This is a genomic window from Corallincola spongiicola (genome assembly GCF_004284785.1).
In the GTDB taxonomy this organism is placed as follows: domain Bacteria; phylum Pseudomonadota; class Gammaproteobacteria; order Enterobacterales; family Neiellaceae; genus Corallincola; species Corallincola holothuriorum.
In genome coordinates this window covers 92,320-108,328 of sequence record NZ_SHLY01000007.1, presented here as the reverse complement: position 1 = coordinate 108,328, position 16,009 = coordinate 92,320, and the positions used below count along the sequence as shown (strand labels likewise).

Genomic DNA, 16,009 nt, shown 5'->3' with positions numbered 1-16,009 from the left:
AAGCCTTTGCCTGTAAGGATCGGATTCTAAACGAGATTATTTTCTTAACGCTTAAAAATAGCCACTTGTAGCTAGTGATCTATGTCTATATTCAAACCATAAAAGCAGCTTTAATTCGTGCCAAATCGCTTGATATCAAAATTCTGAAGGATTCTGTGCGAAGAGAAACCAAAAAAGCGAGCACCACTTTCGCAGCACTCGCTTTCTAAATCTCTTCAACGCGCTTTTCAGCGCATCAAAAAAACTAAACCCTACTCATACTCACTCATAGGCACACAAGCGCAAAACAGATTGCGGTCACCGAACACATCATCGATGCGGTTTACCGATGGCCAGAACTTGTTGGCTTTCACCGCTGCCACCGGATAGACGGCGGTTTTACGGTCGTAGCTGCGTTGCCAGTCGGTTTCGATAATGTCGTATTGGGTATGCGGTGCATTCACCAGCGGGTTATCGGCCAGTTGCCACTCGCCCTGCTCTACTTTGCTGATCTCTTCACGAATAGACAGCATCGCTTCGATAAAGCGATCCAGTTCCACTTTCGCTTCGGATTCGGTGGGCTCTACCATCAAGGTGCCTGCTACCGGGAAGCTCATGGTGGGTGCGTGGAAGCCGTAGTCGATTAAGCGCTTGGCAACGTCCATCTCGGTGATGCCGGTGACCTCTTTGAGTGGGCGCAGATCCAGAATACATTCGTGAGCCACACGGTCGTTCTGGCCGGTATATAAGATCGGGAAGTGCCCTTTCAGCTTGGCCACCAGATAGTTGGCATTGAGGATCGCCACTTCGGTGGCTTTTTTCAGGCCGATACCGCCCATCAGCGCGATATATACCCATGAGATAGGCAAAATGCTGGCACTGCCAAACGGTGCCGCTGAGACGGCGCTGTTGCTATTGCCCAGATCAAATTGTGTATGCCCTGCCACAAACGGCGCTAGGTGCTTTTTCACACCGATAGGGCCCATGCCCGGGCCACCGCCACCGTGGGGAATACAGAAGGTTTTGTGCAGATTAAGGTGCGATACATCGGCGCCGATAAAGCCCGGTGAGGTCACGCCTACCTGTGCGTTCATGTTGGCACCGTCCAGATACACCTGACCGCCATGTTCGTGGACGATATCGCAGATCTCTTGAATAGTGTCTTCATAGACGCCGTGGGTAGACGGGTAAGTGATCATGATGCATGACAGATTCTCGGCCACTTCGGCGGCCTTAGCGCGCAAGTCATCCATATCGACATTGCCCTGCTTATCACAGGCAACCACCACCACTTTCATGCTCACCATCTGTGCCGATGCCGGATTGGTACCGTGGGCTGAGGCAGGGATCAGACAGACGTTACGGTGACCTTCGCCACGGCTCTCATGGTATTTGTGGATAGCCAGTAAGCCTGCGTATTCGCCCTGTGCACCGGAGTTAGGCTGCATGCAGATAGCATCGTAACCAGTGATATTGACCAACCAATCAGACAGCTCCTCGATCATCTCACGATAACCCACTGCCTGTTCTGGCGGGCAGAATGGATGCAATTCACCAAATTCAGGCCAGGTCACCGGGATCATCTCGGCGGTGGCGTTGAGTTTCATGGTGCATGAGCCCAGCGAGATCATCGAATGGTTGAGCGACAGATCTTTGTTTTCCAGCCGCTTGATATAGCGCAACATCTCGGTTTCGCTGTGATAGCTGTTGAAGACGGGGTGTTGCAGCACTTTGCTGTCGCGGAGCAGTTCCGCCGGAATAGAGTGACTGCCTGCGCTGGTCAGTTCGGCATCGAGTTCTGCCACAGAAAGGCCATGGTTATCACCCAATAAGATAGCGAACAGTTGCTCGATATCTTCACGGATCACGGTTTCGTTCAGGCTGATGCCGACTTTGCCATCCAGATCTAAGCGGAAGTTAACCCCCGCTTGTTGCGCACGGGCAACGATATCAGCCTTGGCTTCGCCTAGATCTAAGGTCAGGGTATCAAACCAGTGGCCATTGACCGGAGTCATCCCTTTCTTGCTTAAGCCCAACGCCAGAATATCGGTATAACGATGGATACGTTCAGCGATGGTTTTCAGCCCTTCAGGGCCATGGTAAACCGCATAAAACGCCGCCATGTTGGCGAGTAACACCTGGGCAGTACAGATGTTGGAATTGGCTTTTTCGCGGCGGATATGTTGCTCGCGGGTTTGCATCGCCATGCGCAGTGCGGTTTTACCGTTGGTGTCTTTCGACACACCGATAATACGCCCCGGCAATGCACGCTTATATTTATCACGGGTAGCAAAGAAGGCAGCGTGTGGGCCACCATAGCCCATAGGCACACCAAAACGCTGGGCGCAGCCCAATACCACGTCGGCACCCAGTTCACCCGGTGATTTCAGTAGCAATAGGCTCATGATATCGGCAGCAACACAGGCGACGCCTTTGCCCGCTTGTACCGCAGCAATCAGCGCGCTGATATCGCTGATATCACCCTGACTGGTGGGATACTGGAACAGTGCACCAAACACATCTTTCTCGGTCACGCTTGCTGCGGGGCCAACTTCCAGCTCAAAACCAAACGCTTCGGCGCGGGTTTGCAGCACGTCGATGGTTTGTGGGTGTACGGAATCAGCCACAAAGAACAGGTTAGATTTGCTCTTACCTGCACGTTTAGCTAATGCCATCGCTTCGGCAGCCGCAGTGGCTTCATCCAGCAGTGAAGCACTGGCCAGCTCCATCCCTGACAGATCCATGCTCAGCTGTTGGAAGTTAAGCAAGGATTCTAATCGCCCCTGGGCGATCTCTGGCTGATAGGGCGTATATGCGGTGTACCAACCGGGGTTTTCCATTACGTTACGCAAGATAACGTTAGGCACTAACGTCGGGTGATAACCCATACCTATGTAAGATTTAGCGATGACGTTCTTGGCGGCCACGTTTTTCAGGTAAGCCAGCACTTCTTGTTCGGTTTTAGTCTCTCCGGTCGCCAGTGGTTGTGGCAAACGGATCGGACCGGGTACCGTCTGGGTCATCAAATCATCAAGCGAACCGGCATCTGTTTGTTCCAGCATCTGCGCTATCTCAGCATCGCTGGGGCCAATATGGCGACGAACAAACATATCTTTTTGTTCCAGTTCATGAAGGGGGCGATTTGAAAGTGACGTCATCTAGGGGCACCTGTCTGAATTACTGCGTCAGGGATAAAAATCAATAAGGCCCCGGCAACCACCGAGGCCTTATCTATTATTCGATTAATTAATCTTCGTCGAGAGTGTTTTGGTAGCTCTCGGCATCCATCAAGGCTTCTAACTCTTCTTCGTCAGAAGGTTTGATGGCAAAGATCCAGCCATCACCGTAGGGGTCGGCATTGATCTTCTCTGGCGCACCTTCCAGCTCTTCGTTCACTGCAACGATCTCGCCGCTGATCGGCGCGTAGATATCGGAAGCAGCTTTCACTGACTCACACACGGCCACATCGTCGCCGGCATCTACTTCATCGCCCACTTCTGGCAGCTCAACAAATACCATGTCACCCAGCAGGCCCTGGGCGTGTTCGGTAATACCTACCACGTAAGTACCGTCATGCTCATTCCGTACCCACTCATGGGTGGCGGCATATTTGAGTTCGCTAGGCACATTGCTCATCAGTTCTTCCTTCTTAAATTCTCTGTTCTTATAACCAATTCAGACGCTTAAACCACAGGCTTACCGTTTCGGACGAAGACCGGGGGAACCAGCTTTACTGTAACCCACTTTTTGCGCATTTCCACCTCAACTGAAGCAACCGTGACCGATGGAATACGCGCCATGGCGATCCCTTTAGTCAGTGTTGGTGAAAATGTACCAGAGGTAATCATCCCCTTATGCTCGGTACCATCTTCGGCAATAACTTTGACAGCTTGTCCGCCACGCAGCACGCCTTTGCTTTCGAGTAGCAAACCGACCAGTTGTTCCGTGCCCTCGGCGGCTTGTTTTGCCAGCACATCACGGGCGATAAAATCACGGTCAGTCGGTTCTAGCGCTACAGTCCAAGCCATGTTCGCAGCCAGTGGTGAGGTTTGCTCATCCATATCCTGACTATATAAGTTCATACCCGCTTCTAAGCGCAAGGTATCACGGGCACCTAAGCCACAAGGCGCAACACCAGCATCCAGCAGTTGTTGCCATAACGCCGCAGCTTGATCTTGTGGTACAACGATTTCGTAACCGGCTTCCCCTGTATACCCGGTGGTGGCGATAAATAGATCACCGGCTTGCACACCAAAGAACGGCTTCATGCCTTCAACGGCGGCATTTTGCTCGGCGCTGAATACAGTAGCAGCTTTGGCTTTGGCTTCTGGTCCTTGTACCGCGATCATCGCTAGCTCTGGGCGCTCTTTTACTTCAACCGCAAAGGCTTCAGCTTGCTGACGGATCCACGCCAGATCTTTTTCTCGGGTCGCGGAATTCACTACCAGACGGAACCAGCTTTCACCAAGGAAATAGACGATAAGGTCATCAATCACACCGCCTTCTGGGTTACACATCGCGGTGTACAGGGCTTTGCCTTCAACTTTGAGTTTGGCAACGTCGTTAGCTAGCAGATAACGCAGAAAATCGCGGGTGCGAGCGCCGGTCAAATCAACGATGGTCATGTGCGACACATCAAACATACCAGCGGCTCGGCGAACAGCGTGGTGCTCTTCGATCTGTGAACCGTAGTTGATCGGCATTTCCCAGCCATGAAAATCAACCATTTTGGCGTTAGCGGCCAAATGCTTATCGAATAACACAGTTTTCTGCGACATTGCCATGCTCCAACGGGGGGATCTGTTGGTCGCGGATTATACCTGTCGATATTAGTCGGAGAAATAGCTAACTGAGGTCGTTTGACTTTGATTTAGGTCAAAACTGTAAAGTGTTGACGACATTTTGCTGCCAAATTCCAGAATACGTCTCTCCTCCAGCCAGCGGCATAGCAAAAATAGACATAATCAAAGCCTGAGCGATGTCGGCTAACCAAGGCGTTAATTTACCTGAAACTCAGAAACGATAAGCAATATCGATGGCTAATACGTCAATACCTGGGTTGTTCTTATTGGTATCAGCGTTGGATGTGTGTTGATACGTTAAACCTAAATGCCACTGTTCAGAAGGAACGAACACCACACCGAGAAGAAATGTACCCTGCAGCTCACCACCTGCATCATAGTTTTCAGTTTCATCATCAAAAAGATAGGTTGGAGCAATACCTAACTTGATATGCACAGGAAAATCCCTTTGCCGGACCTTGAATGTAGGGCCGATCGCCACATACCAAAAGTCGTCTCCGTCAATATCATACCGTCCACCAGTAAAAGTGATTTCAGTGCTAATACTCCGGTGTTCACCGACTTGCCAAAACCAGGGGGTTGCCAATGACGCATATATGGCAGCCACTTCTTCATCATGGCTGCTACTAAAATCAGCACTACCGTATTTTACGCCCACACCCACCACTGGAAACTGAGTACGGGTTTCAGCTATTAAAGGAGAGGAGTAACAAGCACAGAGACACACAAACCAGCTCAACCGATGAGCAATCGACATAAAGCAATTCCCTTGTGACAACCAACTAGCCTCGTTTAAATAAAATAGCTGACACGTAAAAATGCAAGAAAAGTAATAAGTTAAATAACTAGCCGGTACTGAATAGGTATGCATCGTCAGGAACTGCGATCCAAACAGCCCCGTCACCTAAAACTCAGAACTGGCGTCCTGACGTGGAGATGAAAAAGGCCGTATGGTAAGTAAAACGTCACGGTGCTAACGCTTAGTTTTATCGTCAGGACAGTAGAAAGAAGTGAATGCTTTATTTAAAAACGATAGGAAACATCAAGCGACAGCACGTCGATACCTGGGTTTTCTTTATTGGTGCCGGCATTTGAGGTGTGTTGATAGGTCACGCCAATATCTAACCATTTAATAGGATTGGCAAGTATCGTTAAGTGGGTCGTCATATGCAAAGGGCCGCCTGCATCGAACTCTTCGCTTTCATCATCAAACAGATAAGTAGGTGCGGTCCCCAACTTCACCACCACAGGAAAATCTGCATACTGAAAACGTAGATCTGCACCAAACATCAGGTAACCAAAATAGTCTTCATCGGCCTTATAGCGACCCAATGTCGACTGAACCTCTGTGTCCATGCGTATATTATCACTGACTTGCCAGTCCCATGGCGTGCCCAAGCTGGCGTAAACCGCTTGGTTTTCCATGTCATGGCCATCATTAAAATCATCAATACCGTATTTCGCACCTAAGCCCAGTAAGGGAAACTCTGCTGTGGTATCCGCTTGCGACATCGGCGCAAATAAAAGACCCATCAAAGCAATAAGCCCGACTCGGCTACTCGTGATCATTGAAAACTTCCAATCTGATTAAAGGTTAAGGCAATGTTAATAAAAACAGCCTACCTAGGATAATTCAAGCAAAAACAGTTGGTTTTAAGGAGCGAAAATGGAATTGTTAGAGTTCAACCACGAAAATCATAAAATGCATTCGGTAATCAATCCCTTGCCTTGATCTATCCAAGCTACGATGTCACCCCTCTGATCGCCAGTTTCGCCAACAACGATTTGAGCGGCGACAACTCGTCAACTCCGCGCATACCTATGCCTCTGACAAACTTCAATGGTGCAATGTCCAAACTAAATAGACGCTTGATCCCTTCCATTGCAGCTATCATCGCCACGGTTTCAGCTTTGCGCTCACGTTCATAACTGCGTAGATGACGGCGTTGCCCAAAATCTTTATGTTCAGCTTGCAACGCTAACAGGTGAGTCGCCAGAGCACTGGCATCTTTAAAGCCTAAATTAACCCCCTGCCCCGCCAAGGGATGGATGGTGTGAGCAGCATCCCCCATCAACACCACACGATCACAGCTCCAGTCTCGCGCGTAGCGCATGGTTAACGGCAACGCCACGGGTGCATTAAGCGTTTCACAAAGGCCCAGTCGCATATCAAACGCGCTGGCGAGCGCTTTGTTAAACTCGTCAAGAGGCAGTGATGTCAGGCGCTGAGCTTCACTGGGCGGCAGTGACCAGACAATCGAGCTTAAATGCGGATCGGGTAGCGGTAAAAAAGCCAACGGGCCACTGGCAGAAAAGGTCTGGTAAGCCGTGCTTTGGTGAGGCTGTTCGGTTTTCACTGTCGCAACAATGGCATGATGATCATAATCCCAAAAGGTTAACGGCAGCTGTGCTTGTTTACGTAGCCATGAATTAGCGCCATCACCGGCCACGACCAGCGGTGCAGAGATCGGTTCGCCGCTATCAAGCAGTAGCCAGGCATCTCGCTCGCCGACGGTGAGCTTTTCCGGTGCCACCCCATACATTAATTGGATATTAGTGGCGTGGGTTAAACGCTGATGCAAAGCATAACAGAGGTGGCTATTTTCAACGATATGACCAAGATAATCGACGCCCAAGTCATCGCTGTTAAAGCCAATTCTGGCAAAGCTATCTTTTTCCCAAACTGCCATTTCGCGGTATGCAGTTAGACGGCTTTGATCTCGATATTGCCATGCGCCAATACGTTGCAAAAAACTATCGCTGGCATGGTTCAACGCGCTGACACGATGACTGAACTCGCCACTCGGGACAACCGGTGCTTCGCCTTTATCAACCAAGGCCACGCGAAGTTCACTGTCAGCCAGCGCCGCCGCCAAACTTAGGCCGACCATGCCGCCGCCGACAATGATCAAGTCAAAACTGCTCATCTATCATTCCTTAAAATCGTGATCATGTCGGCGAATGGCCAGACAAGAACGAGCGGGCGACTAAGCCCATACCCAGCTCTGCCACTGGTTTCTGTAATGGCGTAATAAACTGTAATGCGGCCAACCCGCTACTTCTGGATAGTGCCAAGACACGAGAGCCGTTGGAAAACAACCGACAAAGACCATCGGTAAACTGAACCACTTGCTGGATATCCGGCTCCCGCTGATCGCGATACTGGCGTAACAGCTCGTAGCCGCCAATATCACTGTTCACCGTTTTGGCTTGCTTAATCAACTCAACCAGACATTGAACATCTCGCATGCCCAAGTTGAACCCTTGCCCGGCAATAGGATGCAGCGCATGGGCAGCATTGCCCAGCACCACGCTGCGATGACGCACAATATGATCCGTACGCATCAGCTGTAATGGGTAACTGTCCCGTTGGCCAACCTTGTTAATTCGACCTAAACGATAACCAGCCACTTGCTGCAACTCAGCGATAAATTGTGTATCACTCAATTGCTGCACTTCGGCAGCGCGCTCTGCTGATAAGCACCACACTAACGAAGTACGGCCACCGCTCATCGGTAGCAGAGCCAGAGGCCCTTGACTGGTAAAGCGCTCAAATGCCCAGCCATTATGAGGCTGCTCACACATCAAGTTAGCAATCACCGCAGTTTGCTCATAAGGATAAAAACTGGCGGTGACCCCTAACTTGTCACGGGTTGTCGACTTCCCGCCATCAGCCACCACCAAGAGTTGACAGTTGAGTCGGTGGCCACTGGCTAAAGTTAACTGGGTGAGTTCCACCGCTGGCGCCACTTCAACCACAGTGTCAGGGGCAAACCACTGCACCTGCGGATGAGAGCTCAGTTTCGCCGTTATGCTCTCGCCAAATGGCTGTACTTCTAATACTTGGCCAAAACAACGGGCGCCGAGTTTTTCCGCATGGAGATTGGCAGCACCAAAATGGCCACGATCCGACACCTGGATATCGGTGATAGGCGCGGCTTTATCGCCCAGCCCCGACCACAACCCCCACCGCTGCAGTTGACCCACGGTATTAGCTGACAACGCCAACGCGCGATGATCAAAAGAGGGATGGTTATCGCTATTCTGTGCGCTGCTTTTTAGCGCGGAGCCGTCCACCAACGCAATAGCCAACTCAGGTACAGCTTGCAGCAGACCCCAAGCAAGGGTTGCCCCCACCATGCCGGCGCCAACAATAACTATATCTACCTGTGTCGTTTGCGCTGACATATGCCGATATCCTTAAGCGAGGGCGTTAGCGGCGGCCATCAAGGATTCGATATCGCTGATCTCCTTGATCGCGGCAGCGGTCAGCACTTCATGCCCTTCGGCAGTCACCAGCAGATTGTCTTCGATACGGATCCCGGTACTGCGCCACTGCGCGTCGACATCAGCGTCGGCGTCGATATATAAGCCCGGTTCAATGGTCAACACCATGCCTGGCGCAAAAGGCCGCTCAACATCATCGAGCTTATACTCACCCACGTCATGCACATCCAAGCCAAGCCAGTGGCCGATACCATGCATGTAATAGGGGCTAAATGCTTTCTCTTTGATTAGCGTGTCCAGCTCTCCGTCGAGAATACCTAGCTTAAGCAGCCCTTGGGTTAGCACCCGGATCGCGGTGTCGCCAACCTGCTTTAAAGTGTTACCCGGTTTAACCATGGCGATGGCGGCTAACTGCGCATCCAGCACCAGCTGATACAAGATTTTCTGTGGCTCACTGAATTGACCACTGACGGGGAAGGTACGAGTAATATCAGCAGCGTACATCTGTAATTCACAGCCAGCATCAATCAGTACTAAATCACCACGGTTCAAACCGTCGCTATTTTCGGTGTAATGCAAAATGCAGGCATTGTCACCGCCACCGACAATGGTGCCGTAAGCAGGTGAACGAGCGCCACGCATGGCAAATTCGTGATGGATCTCGGCTTCGAGCTGATACTCCGTAGCGTCAGCATTGGCAAACGCCATGGCGCGGTGATGAGCATCACAAGAGATAGCAGCCGCTTCACGCATCAGAGCGATTTCAGCGTCCGATTTGAGCAAACGCATCTCATGCAGCAGTGTCCGCGCGTCAAAAATTTCTGTCGGCGCTTTCCAGCCTTTTTTCGGGCCGCTACGTAGCAGAGTGAAGATATCAAACAGGCGTTGATCGAATTCCGGGTAAACCCCTTGGATCATATATACGCGCGACTTACCGTTTAACGCTTCACGCAGGCGTTCACTTTGCTCTTCGATGTCGAAGGTTTGATCGATGGCTAACACTTCTTTGGCCTGTTCAGGGCCTAAGCGACGCCCTTGCCATACCTCTGCCAGCTTGTTTTTACCACGGCATAACAGTTGGGTTTGCTGCGACTCCCCCTTAAGCAAAAGCAACACAGCATCTGGCTCATTAAAGCCAGTCAGGTAGTAAAAATCACTGTCCTGACGAAAGGGAAATTCGGTGTCACGACTGCGGGTCAACTCACTGGCTGCAGAAAATACAGCCACGCTGTTTTCCGCCATCTGTTCTAAAACACGCTGCCGGCGCTGAACATACTCTGCTGTCGAAATTTTTAGGGATGCGCTCACTACGTTACTCTCTTCAACGAAACCGGCTTCAATGAAACAGGCTGCAACAAAATCGGGAATTAATGCAATCTCGGCTTCGGCTCTGCGAGCCCCTTGCGATCACCAAATTCATTAAAGCAGTACATCGCGGACACGCGAAGGTACTCAACCACTTCAACGAAAGCCGATTCCATCTCTTCCGTATCCTCCCCTTCATCACCCAGTGATACCCGGGTCAATTCGGAAAGGTCACTAAGCACTTCCTTTAACTCATCAGACGCCTCTTCCAGCGAGCCACAAGCCAAAGCAAAACCCGCAAGAAAGCCATCAACCCAATCTGCCATCGCATCCACCCGCGACAGCAGTTCGGTTTCATCGTCTGGTAACAGTGGCGCAAACGCCATGGTGTCGTCGATCAACACCTGACACACCTGTTGATAAACACGGCCACACGCTTCTTCAAGATCTGATGGCAGGCCATAGCCTTCATTTATCGCATCGGCCAACGGCGCGCGCCAACTGCGCCCATCCAGCGGCGTTCCACCACAAACCAGTCCGGAGATAACACCATGAACTTCAGCAGCAGAAGCCAACATTTGAAACCGAGTTAACAGTTCGCTGAAATCTTCAAAATCGTAAATTGAGTTCGCGCTCATCGCCCAACCATTTGCGTAATAAATTCATTGGATATCCTAGCATTGACCCGATGCCAGACCAACGGCAGTCAATGAGTTAGATGAAAAATCTCTCTCCGTCATCTGTATAGGGTTGACTTCAGCCCCATCTGCCACAGACAATGGCGGCACAAGCGAAGCTTACCTTTTAGCTTTCCTGGTGTGTTTGCCAGCGGGTTACGTCCCTGAGCCGATATCCACATTTAAAGGGTTTTCTCGTCACTGCTATTGTGCATGCTCAGCTCGACTGAGACGCCTACGGCAGAGCAGGATTCCCGCCTTGAACCGGAGGGTTCAAGGGCTGACACTCGCAGCGGCACACTGGGAAACACCTTACTTTAGACAGCGATTATCATTGAATAGCAGCCGTCAACAAATACGTCAGCAGATCCGCCTGCGACGTCAACAGCTTTCAGATAGCGAGCAGCGCCTTGCCGCTGAAAGCCTGCTTAGCCAATTACAGTCGTTTCAACCATTTGTTGATGCCCAACGGGTTGGTCTTTATCTCGCCAATGATGGCGAAATCGACCCCGATCCGATTATCCAATGGCTATGGCAGCAGCAACGGCAAGTGTATCTGCCACTGCTGCACCCTTTTTGTAAAGGCCACCTACTGTTTCTCCAGTATCAACACGATACCCTGCTGATACGAAACCGTTTTGGTATTCCCGAACCTAGCCTGGATGTGACGCAGATATCCCCCTTGAACGAGCTGGATATTATCCTCTGCCCTTTGGTGGCCTTTGATGCCGACGGCAACCGTCTTGGTATGGGCGGTGGCTTCTATGATCGCACCCTCAGTCGATGGCAAACCAATGCCAATAACAAACCCTTGCCTGTGGGTCTGGCCCACGACTGCCAACATGTCGACAGCCTGCCGCATCAGCATTGGGATGTGCCATTGCCGACAATCATTACCCCGAGTAAACAATGGCAATGGACAATCAAATCTATTTAGACGTCTAGACTTCTACTGCGCAAGATTCTCGGCTATAATTCCGCCTCCTTCAGTCAGTACTCCGAGATAGGGGCAGGCATGACACAAGATGAATTGAAAAAGGCGGTCGGTTGGGCCGCACTTGAATATGTTGAAGAAGGCACCATTGTGGGTGTCGGTACCGGTTCGACCGTGAACCATTTCATCGATGCCCTTGCCACGCGCAAGCATGATATAGAAGGCGCAGTATCCAGTTCGGAAGCCTCAACTGAGAAACTCAAAGCTCTCGGTATTCCTGTGTTTGACCTCAACAGTGTCGGCGAACTGGGTGTGTATGTAGATGGCTCTGATGAGATCACTGAACATCTGCACATGATTAAAGGTGGCGGTGCCGCACTCACTCGGGAAAAAATCGTTGCCGCGGTGGCAAAGCAGTTTGTCTGCATTGCGGATCAAAGCAAGCTGGTACCGGTTTTGGGAAGCTTCCCCTTACCCGTAGAAGTTATCCCGATGGCGCGTAGCTATGTTGCCCGCGAGCTGGTCAAGCTCGGTGGCGATCCGGTATGGCGCGAAGGCGTTATCACCGACAACGGAAACTATATTCTTGATGTTCACAACCTAAAGATCATGGATCCACCGGCACTGGAAACACAGATCAATCAACTGACCGGGGTTGTGACCAATGGCATTTTTGCTCGCCGTAGTGCAGACATCGCACTGATCGGCAGTGAGCAGGGTATCGCTAAGGTTACCCTAGACTAACAGCCAGCCCGCTCGGCGCGGGCGAAGCTCCGATTTATCCGTTTGGAATTAGGTTTCAGAATGCGCAAAATTTCGCTAGATAAACACAAAATCAAAATCCTGCTTTTGGAAGGACTGCACAACAGTTCAGTGGAAGTACTCAAGGCCGCGGGCTACGAGAACATCGTTTACCACAAAAGCTCGTTGTCCGATGCAGACCTCAAAGAAGCGATCAAAGACGTTCATTTCGTAGGTATTCGTAGCCGCAGTCAATTAACCGAAGAAGTGCTCGATTGCGCAGAAAAACTGGTGGCCATAGGCTGTTTCTGCATCGGCACCAATCAGGTAGATTTAGCGGCCGCAGAAAAGCGTGGCATCCCGGTATTTAACGCGCCGTTTTCAAACACGCGCTCGGTTGCTGAGCTGGTGTTAGGTGAGATCCTGTTATTGTTACGTGGCGTGCCTGAGCGCAATGCTAAAGCACACCGTGGTGAGTGGGATAAAAGCGCTGTCGGTAGCTTCGAAGCCCGCGGCAAAAACCTCGGCATCATCGGCTATGGCCACATCGGCACCCAGCTGGGTATTTTGGCTGAAACCATGGGCATGAAAGTCTCGTTCTACGATATCGAAACTAAGCTTCCTTTGGGTAATGCCAGTCAAGTAGCCAGTATGGAGCAGCTATTAGCACAGTCTGATGTGGTATCACTGCACGTACCTGAAACCGCACAAACCAAAGATATGTTTGGCGCCACTCAATTTGCCCAGATGAAGCAAGGTTCTATTTTCATCAATGCTGCACGTGGCACTGTCGTTGTCATTGACGAACTATGCGACGCGTTACGGAGTAAGCAGGTATCAGGCGCTGCTATCGACGTATTCCCAGTAGAGCCTAAAGCTAACGGCGAAGAGTTTGAGAGCCCGCTACGCGAGTTCGACAACGTGATCCTGACCCCACATGTGGGCGGCAGTACGCAAGAAGCACAGGAAAATATTGGTATTGAAGTGGCGGGTAAACTAGCCAAATACAGTGATAATGGTTCAACGCTGTCTGCGGTTAACTTCCCAGAGGTATCACTGCCTGAACATGCCGGTTGTAGCCGACTATTACACATTCACCATAACCGTCCGGGCGTGATGAATCAGATCAACCAAGCGTTTGCCGCGAAAGAGATCAACATCGCTGCCCAGTATCTGCAAACCAGCGCAGATATAGGTTACGTCGTTATTGATATAGATACAGAGCAGGCAGATATAGCGTTAGCCGAACTGCGTGCAATTGACGGCACTATGCGCTGCCGTATCTTGCACTAAGTTACCCAGTCGGGTGTACGACCTGACAAGCAAAAAAATACGGCGTCTAACTAAATAGTTAGACGCCGTTTAAATTCCAAACCAAGCTAGAAATGGCTAAGCTTATTCACACACAGCTATTGTTTCTAAGCATCCTGCATATACCGCAATAACCTTTAAGAAAGCACTCTTTTAGAGTAGACAAGCTTTTGAAATTATTGCGATATTTCAATATGAAATTTAGAAATATCGATCTCAAATAGAAGTATACAATTGAAAGCTTACCCTCACTAGTTGCGAGCAAGACCGCCTCAGAAACTATAGAGCAGGGTTAAGCTAGTGCGCGTGTCCAGTTCCTCTAAGGTTTCATCTTCAAAGCCATCATCATCCACGGGCTTACTTTGATAAACCATAAAGAAACTTAATCGAAGAGAAAGTTGACCAATTAACTCCGCCGAAAGAGCGGTTTCTGAACGGGTAATACGGTTCTCTTGACCAATCTCTGTAGAGAACACTTCGGTGAGAGTAGCAGTATCACTGACCTGCCATTCAAATCTAGCCGCCCCCCGAGCGATCGCCTCTTTGTCCTTATCGCCCGCCTCATTGCTCCGAAAACCCGGTCCCAATTCCAAATCTAGAAAAGCAATATCAGCCTGCCATGCGCGCCAGCCATATCCAGCAGAGATAGTGATCAGATTGCGCATACCGTTAAAGCGATCATTTTCGTAATCCCCAAGCACAAAAGTATAACTACTGGTTTCGTTCCACTCTTTCTCTGCTTTCAGCGTTACCTTATAACGCTCCTGAGAGGTAGATTCGTCATCTTTTTTAAAATCTGATTCGAATCCATAGCGGTTACGCCAGCCAATTAGGAAGTGATCAATCTCAATACGGCTACGATAGCCGGTGGTTTCTGTGTTACCAGTAGAGTTATTGAAACCTGCTTCGACAGAGCCAGCGAAACCTCGGCGAGCCAACTCTTCGTCACTGACTTCATCATCCAGTGGCGACCAAAGATCAGCTAAAGCGGAACAACTAAAGAGAGCGAAAAGAGAAAAGATAAAAGGGATGATGACTAAACGCACTCTCCCCTCCATCTAGATTACAAAAAACAACGATATACGCCTATGTTACTCAAGGCTGACTGAATGGCAATCGTTGAGAGCACAGAGTGGAGCGAACATAGATCCGCTCCTTTTAACAAGATCAGAACTTGTAAAGCAAAGTCACAGCCGTTCGAGTATCAGTACTATCCAGCTCTTCGCCATCATCCTCTTCCGCAGGATCGGTCTGGTGAGTAACAGTGAAAGAGACTTTCATAGCCAATGAGCCAATCACGTTGGCTGTCAGCGCACTTTCAGAACGACTAATCGTATTGTTTTGACCAATTTCAGAACTTAGGCGTTGAGTGAACTTGGCTGTATCACTGATATCCCAAGCTAAGTTACCGGCAAGACGCGCAATCCATTCATCATCTTGCTCATTGGCATCATTAGTACGATAACCAGGACCACCTTCTAAGTCTAAAAACAGAGTTTCTGTTTCTAGAACCCGTTGACCATAGCCGACAGAGATAGTGTTGGCATCTTCCATACCGTTAAAGCGGTCGTTCTCATAGCTGTAACGGAAGAAGGTATAGCTGTTTGGGGCAAACTCCCACTCGCGGTTGCCCTGAGCAGAACCAAAGTAACGCTCTTCTTTGGTCTCTTCATCATCTTCTTTGTAGTCTGTTTCTATAACGTAGTTGTTGCGCCAACCAATCAGGAAATGGTCTACATCGATACGGGTGCGATAAGCGGTGGTCTCAGTGTTACCCGTCGTCATATTGAAACCAAACTCAATACCGCCAGCAAAACCCCGTTTCTTTAATTCTTCTTCAGTTAAATCTGTTTCAGCAAAAACAGGTGCTGATAACAACGATGCAACCGCCAGCACAGGCAATACAAAACCTTTCATAAAATTCCTCTAACTTTTTCTGGGGCAACACTTTGTTATGGTAATGGGTGTGTTACTTAAATGTGACGTGAAAACTAGGTTAATAATTCGACGGGGATTATGCCTGTATTCAAGCA

General features: G+C 49.9%; 14 protein-coding genes and 1 other RNA gene. 4 read left to right on the top strand and 11 right to left on the bottom strand.

Features of this window, described 5'->3' with window-relative positions; genetic code table 11:
* Window positions 1-251: 251 nt before the first annotated feature.
* The 9 genes from gcvP to EXY25_RS16275 form a co-directional block, all read right to left on the bottom strand.
* Window positions 252-3,137, bottom strand: a complete 2,886-nt coding sequence (gcvP, locus tag EXY25_RS16315) for an aminomethyl-transferring glycine dehydrogenase (protein ID WP_130567691.1) — start codon at window positions 3,135-3,137, stop codon at window positions 252-254.
* An 88-nt stretch (window positions 3,138-3,225) separates the two neighbouring features.
* Window positions 3,226-3,615, bottom strand: a complete 390-nt coding sequence (gcvH, locus tag EXY25_RS16310) for a glycine cleavage system protein GcvH (RefSeq protein ID WP_130567690.1) — start codon at window positions 3,613-3,615, stop codon at window positions 3,226-3,228.
* A 47-nt stretch (window positions 3,616-3,662) separates the two neighbouring features.
* Window positions 3,663-4,757: a glycine cleavage system aminomethyltransferase GcvT gene (gcvT, locus tag EXY25_RS16305; RefSeq protein ID WP_130567689.1), complete on the bottom strand. Its 1,095-nt coding sequence runs from the start codon at window positions 4,755-4,757 to the stop codon at window positions 3,663-3,665.
* Between the two features lie 235 nt (window positions 4,758-4,992).
* Window positions 4,993-5,538, bottom strand: a complete 546-nt coding sequence (locus tag EXY25_RS16300; protein ID WP_165419388.1) for an acyloxyacyl hydrolase — start codon at window positions 5,536-5,538, stop codon at window positions 4,993-4,995.
* 266 nt (window positions 5,539-5,804) lie between these two features.
* Window positions 5,805-6,350, bottom strand: a complete 546-nt coding sequence (locus EXY25_RS16295; protein ID WP_130567687.1) for an acyloxyacyl hydrolase — start codon at window positions 6,348-6,350, stop codon at window positions 5,805-5,807.
* 173 nt (window positions 6,351-6,523) lie between these two features.
* Complete coding sequence (locus EXY25_RS16290) at window positions 6,524-7,708, bottom strand: FAD-dependent oxidoreductase (protein WP_130567686.1); 1,185 nt, start codon at window positions 7,706-7,708, stop codon at window positions 6,524-6,526.
* A 22-nt stretch (window positions 7,709-7,730) separates the two neighbouring features.
* Complete coding sequence (ubiH, locus tag EXY25_RS16285) at window positions 7,731-8,969, bottom strand: 2-octaprenyl-6-methoxyphenyl hydroxylase (protein WP_130567685.1); 1,239 nt, start codon at window positions 8,967-8,969, stop codon at window positions 7,731-7,733.
* Between the two features lie 12 nt (window positions 8,970-8,981).
* Window positions 8,982-10,316 (bottom strand): Xaa-Pro aminopeptidase, encoded by a 1,335-nt coding sequence (pepP, locus tag EXY25_RS16280; protein ID WP_276320501.1) that lies wholly within the window; start codon window positions 10,314-10,316, stop codon window positions 8,982-8,984.
* A gap of 59 nt (window positions 10,317-10,375) precedes the next feature.
* The gene (locus tag EXY25_RS16275; RefSeq protein ID WP_130567684.1) at window positions 10,376-10,951 is read right to left on the bottom strand and encodes a UPF0149 family protein; all 576 of its coding nucleotides are present in this window, start codon (window positions 10,949-10,951) and stop codon (window positions 10,376-10,378) included.
* 169 nt (window positions 10,952-11,120) lie between these two features.
* Here EXY25_RS16275 and ssrS point away from each other — a divergent pair.
* The 4 genes from ssrS (at window position 11,121) to serA (ending at window position 13,958) form a co-directional block, all read left to right on the top strand.
* A non-coding RNA gene (gene ssrS / locus EXY25_RS16270) (6S RNA) lies at window positions 11,121-11,301 on the top strand.
* Window positions 11,302-11,324: 23 nt separating this feature from the next.
* A complete protein-coding gene (locus EXY25_RS16265; protein ID WP_130567683.1) occupies window positions 11,325-11,927 on the top strand; it encodes a 5-formyltetrahydrofolate cyclo-ligase in 603 nt (200 codons plus the stop codon).
* A gap of 78 nt (window positions 11,928-12,005) precedes the next feature.
* Complete coding sequence (rpiA, locus tag EXY25_RS16260; protein ID WP_130567682.1) at window positions 12,006-12,668, top strand: ribose-5-phosphate isomerase RpiA; 663 nt, start codon at window positions 12,006-12,008, stop codon at window positions 12,666-12,668.
* 60 nt (window positions 12,669-12,728) lie between these two features.
* Window positions 12,729-13,958 carry a phosphoglycerate dehydrogenase gene (serA, locus tag EXY25_RS16255; protein ID WP_114339116.1) on the top strand — a complete coding sequence of 410 codons (1,230 nt, stop codon included), beginning with the start codon at window positions 12,729-12,731 and terminating at the stop codon, window positions 13,956-13,958.
* A 290-nt stretch (window positions 13,959-14,248) separates the two neighbouring features.
* Here serA and EXY25_RS16250 read toward each other — a convergent pair whose 3' ends face one another.
* Window positions 14,249-15,022 carry a DUF481 domain-containing protein gene (locus EXY25_RS16250; RefSeq protein WP_165419387.1) on the bottom strand — a complete coding sequence of 258 codons (774 nt, stop codon included), beginning with the start codon at window positions 15,020-15,022 and terminating at the stop codon, window positions 14,249-14,251.
* A 121-nt stretch (window positions 15,023-15,143) separates the two neighbouring features.
* Window positions 15,144-15,893: a DUF481 domain-containing protein gene (locus EXY25_RS16245; protein ID WP_130567680.1), complete on the bottom strand. Its 750-nt coding sequence runs from the start codon at window positions 15,891-15,893 to the stop codon at window positions 15,144-15,146.
* Between the last annotated feature and the right edge of the window lie 116 nt (window positions 15,894-16,009).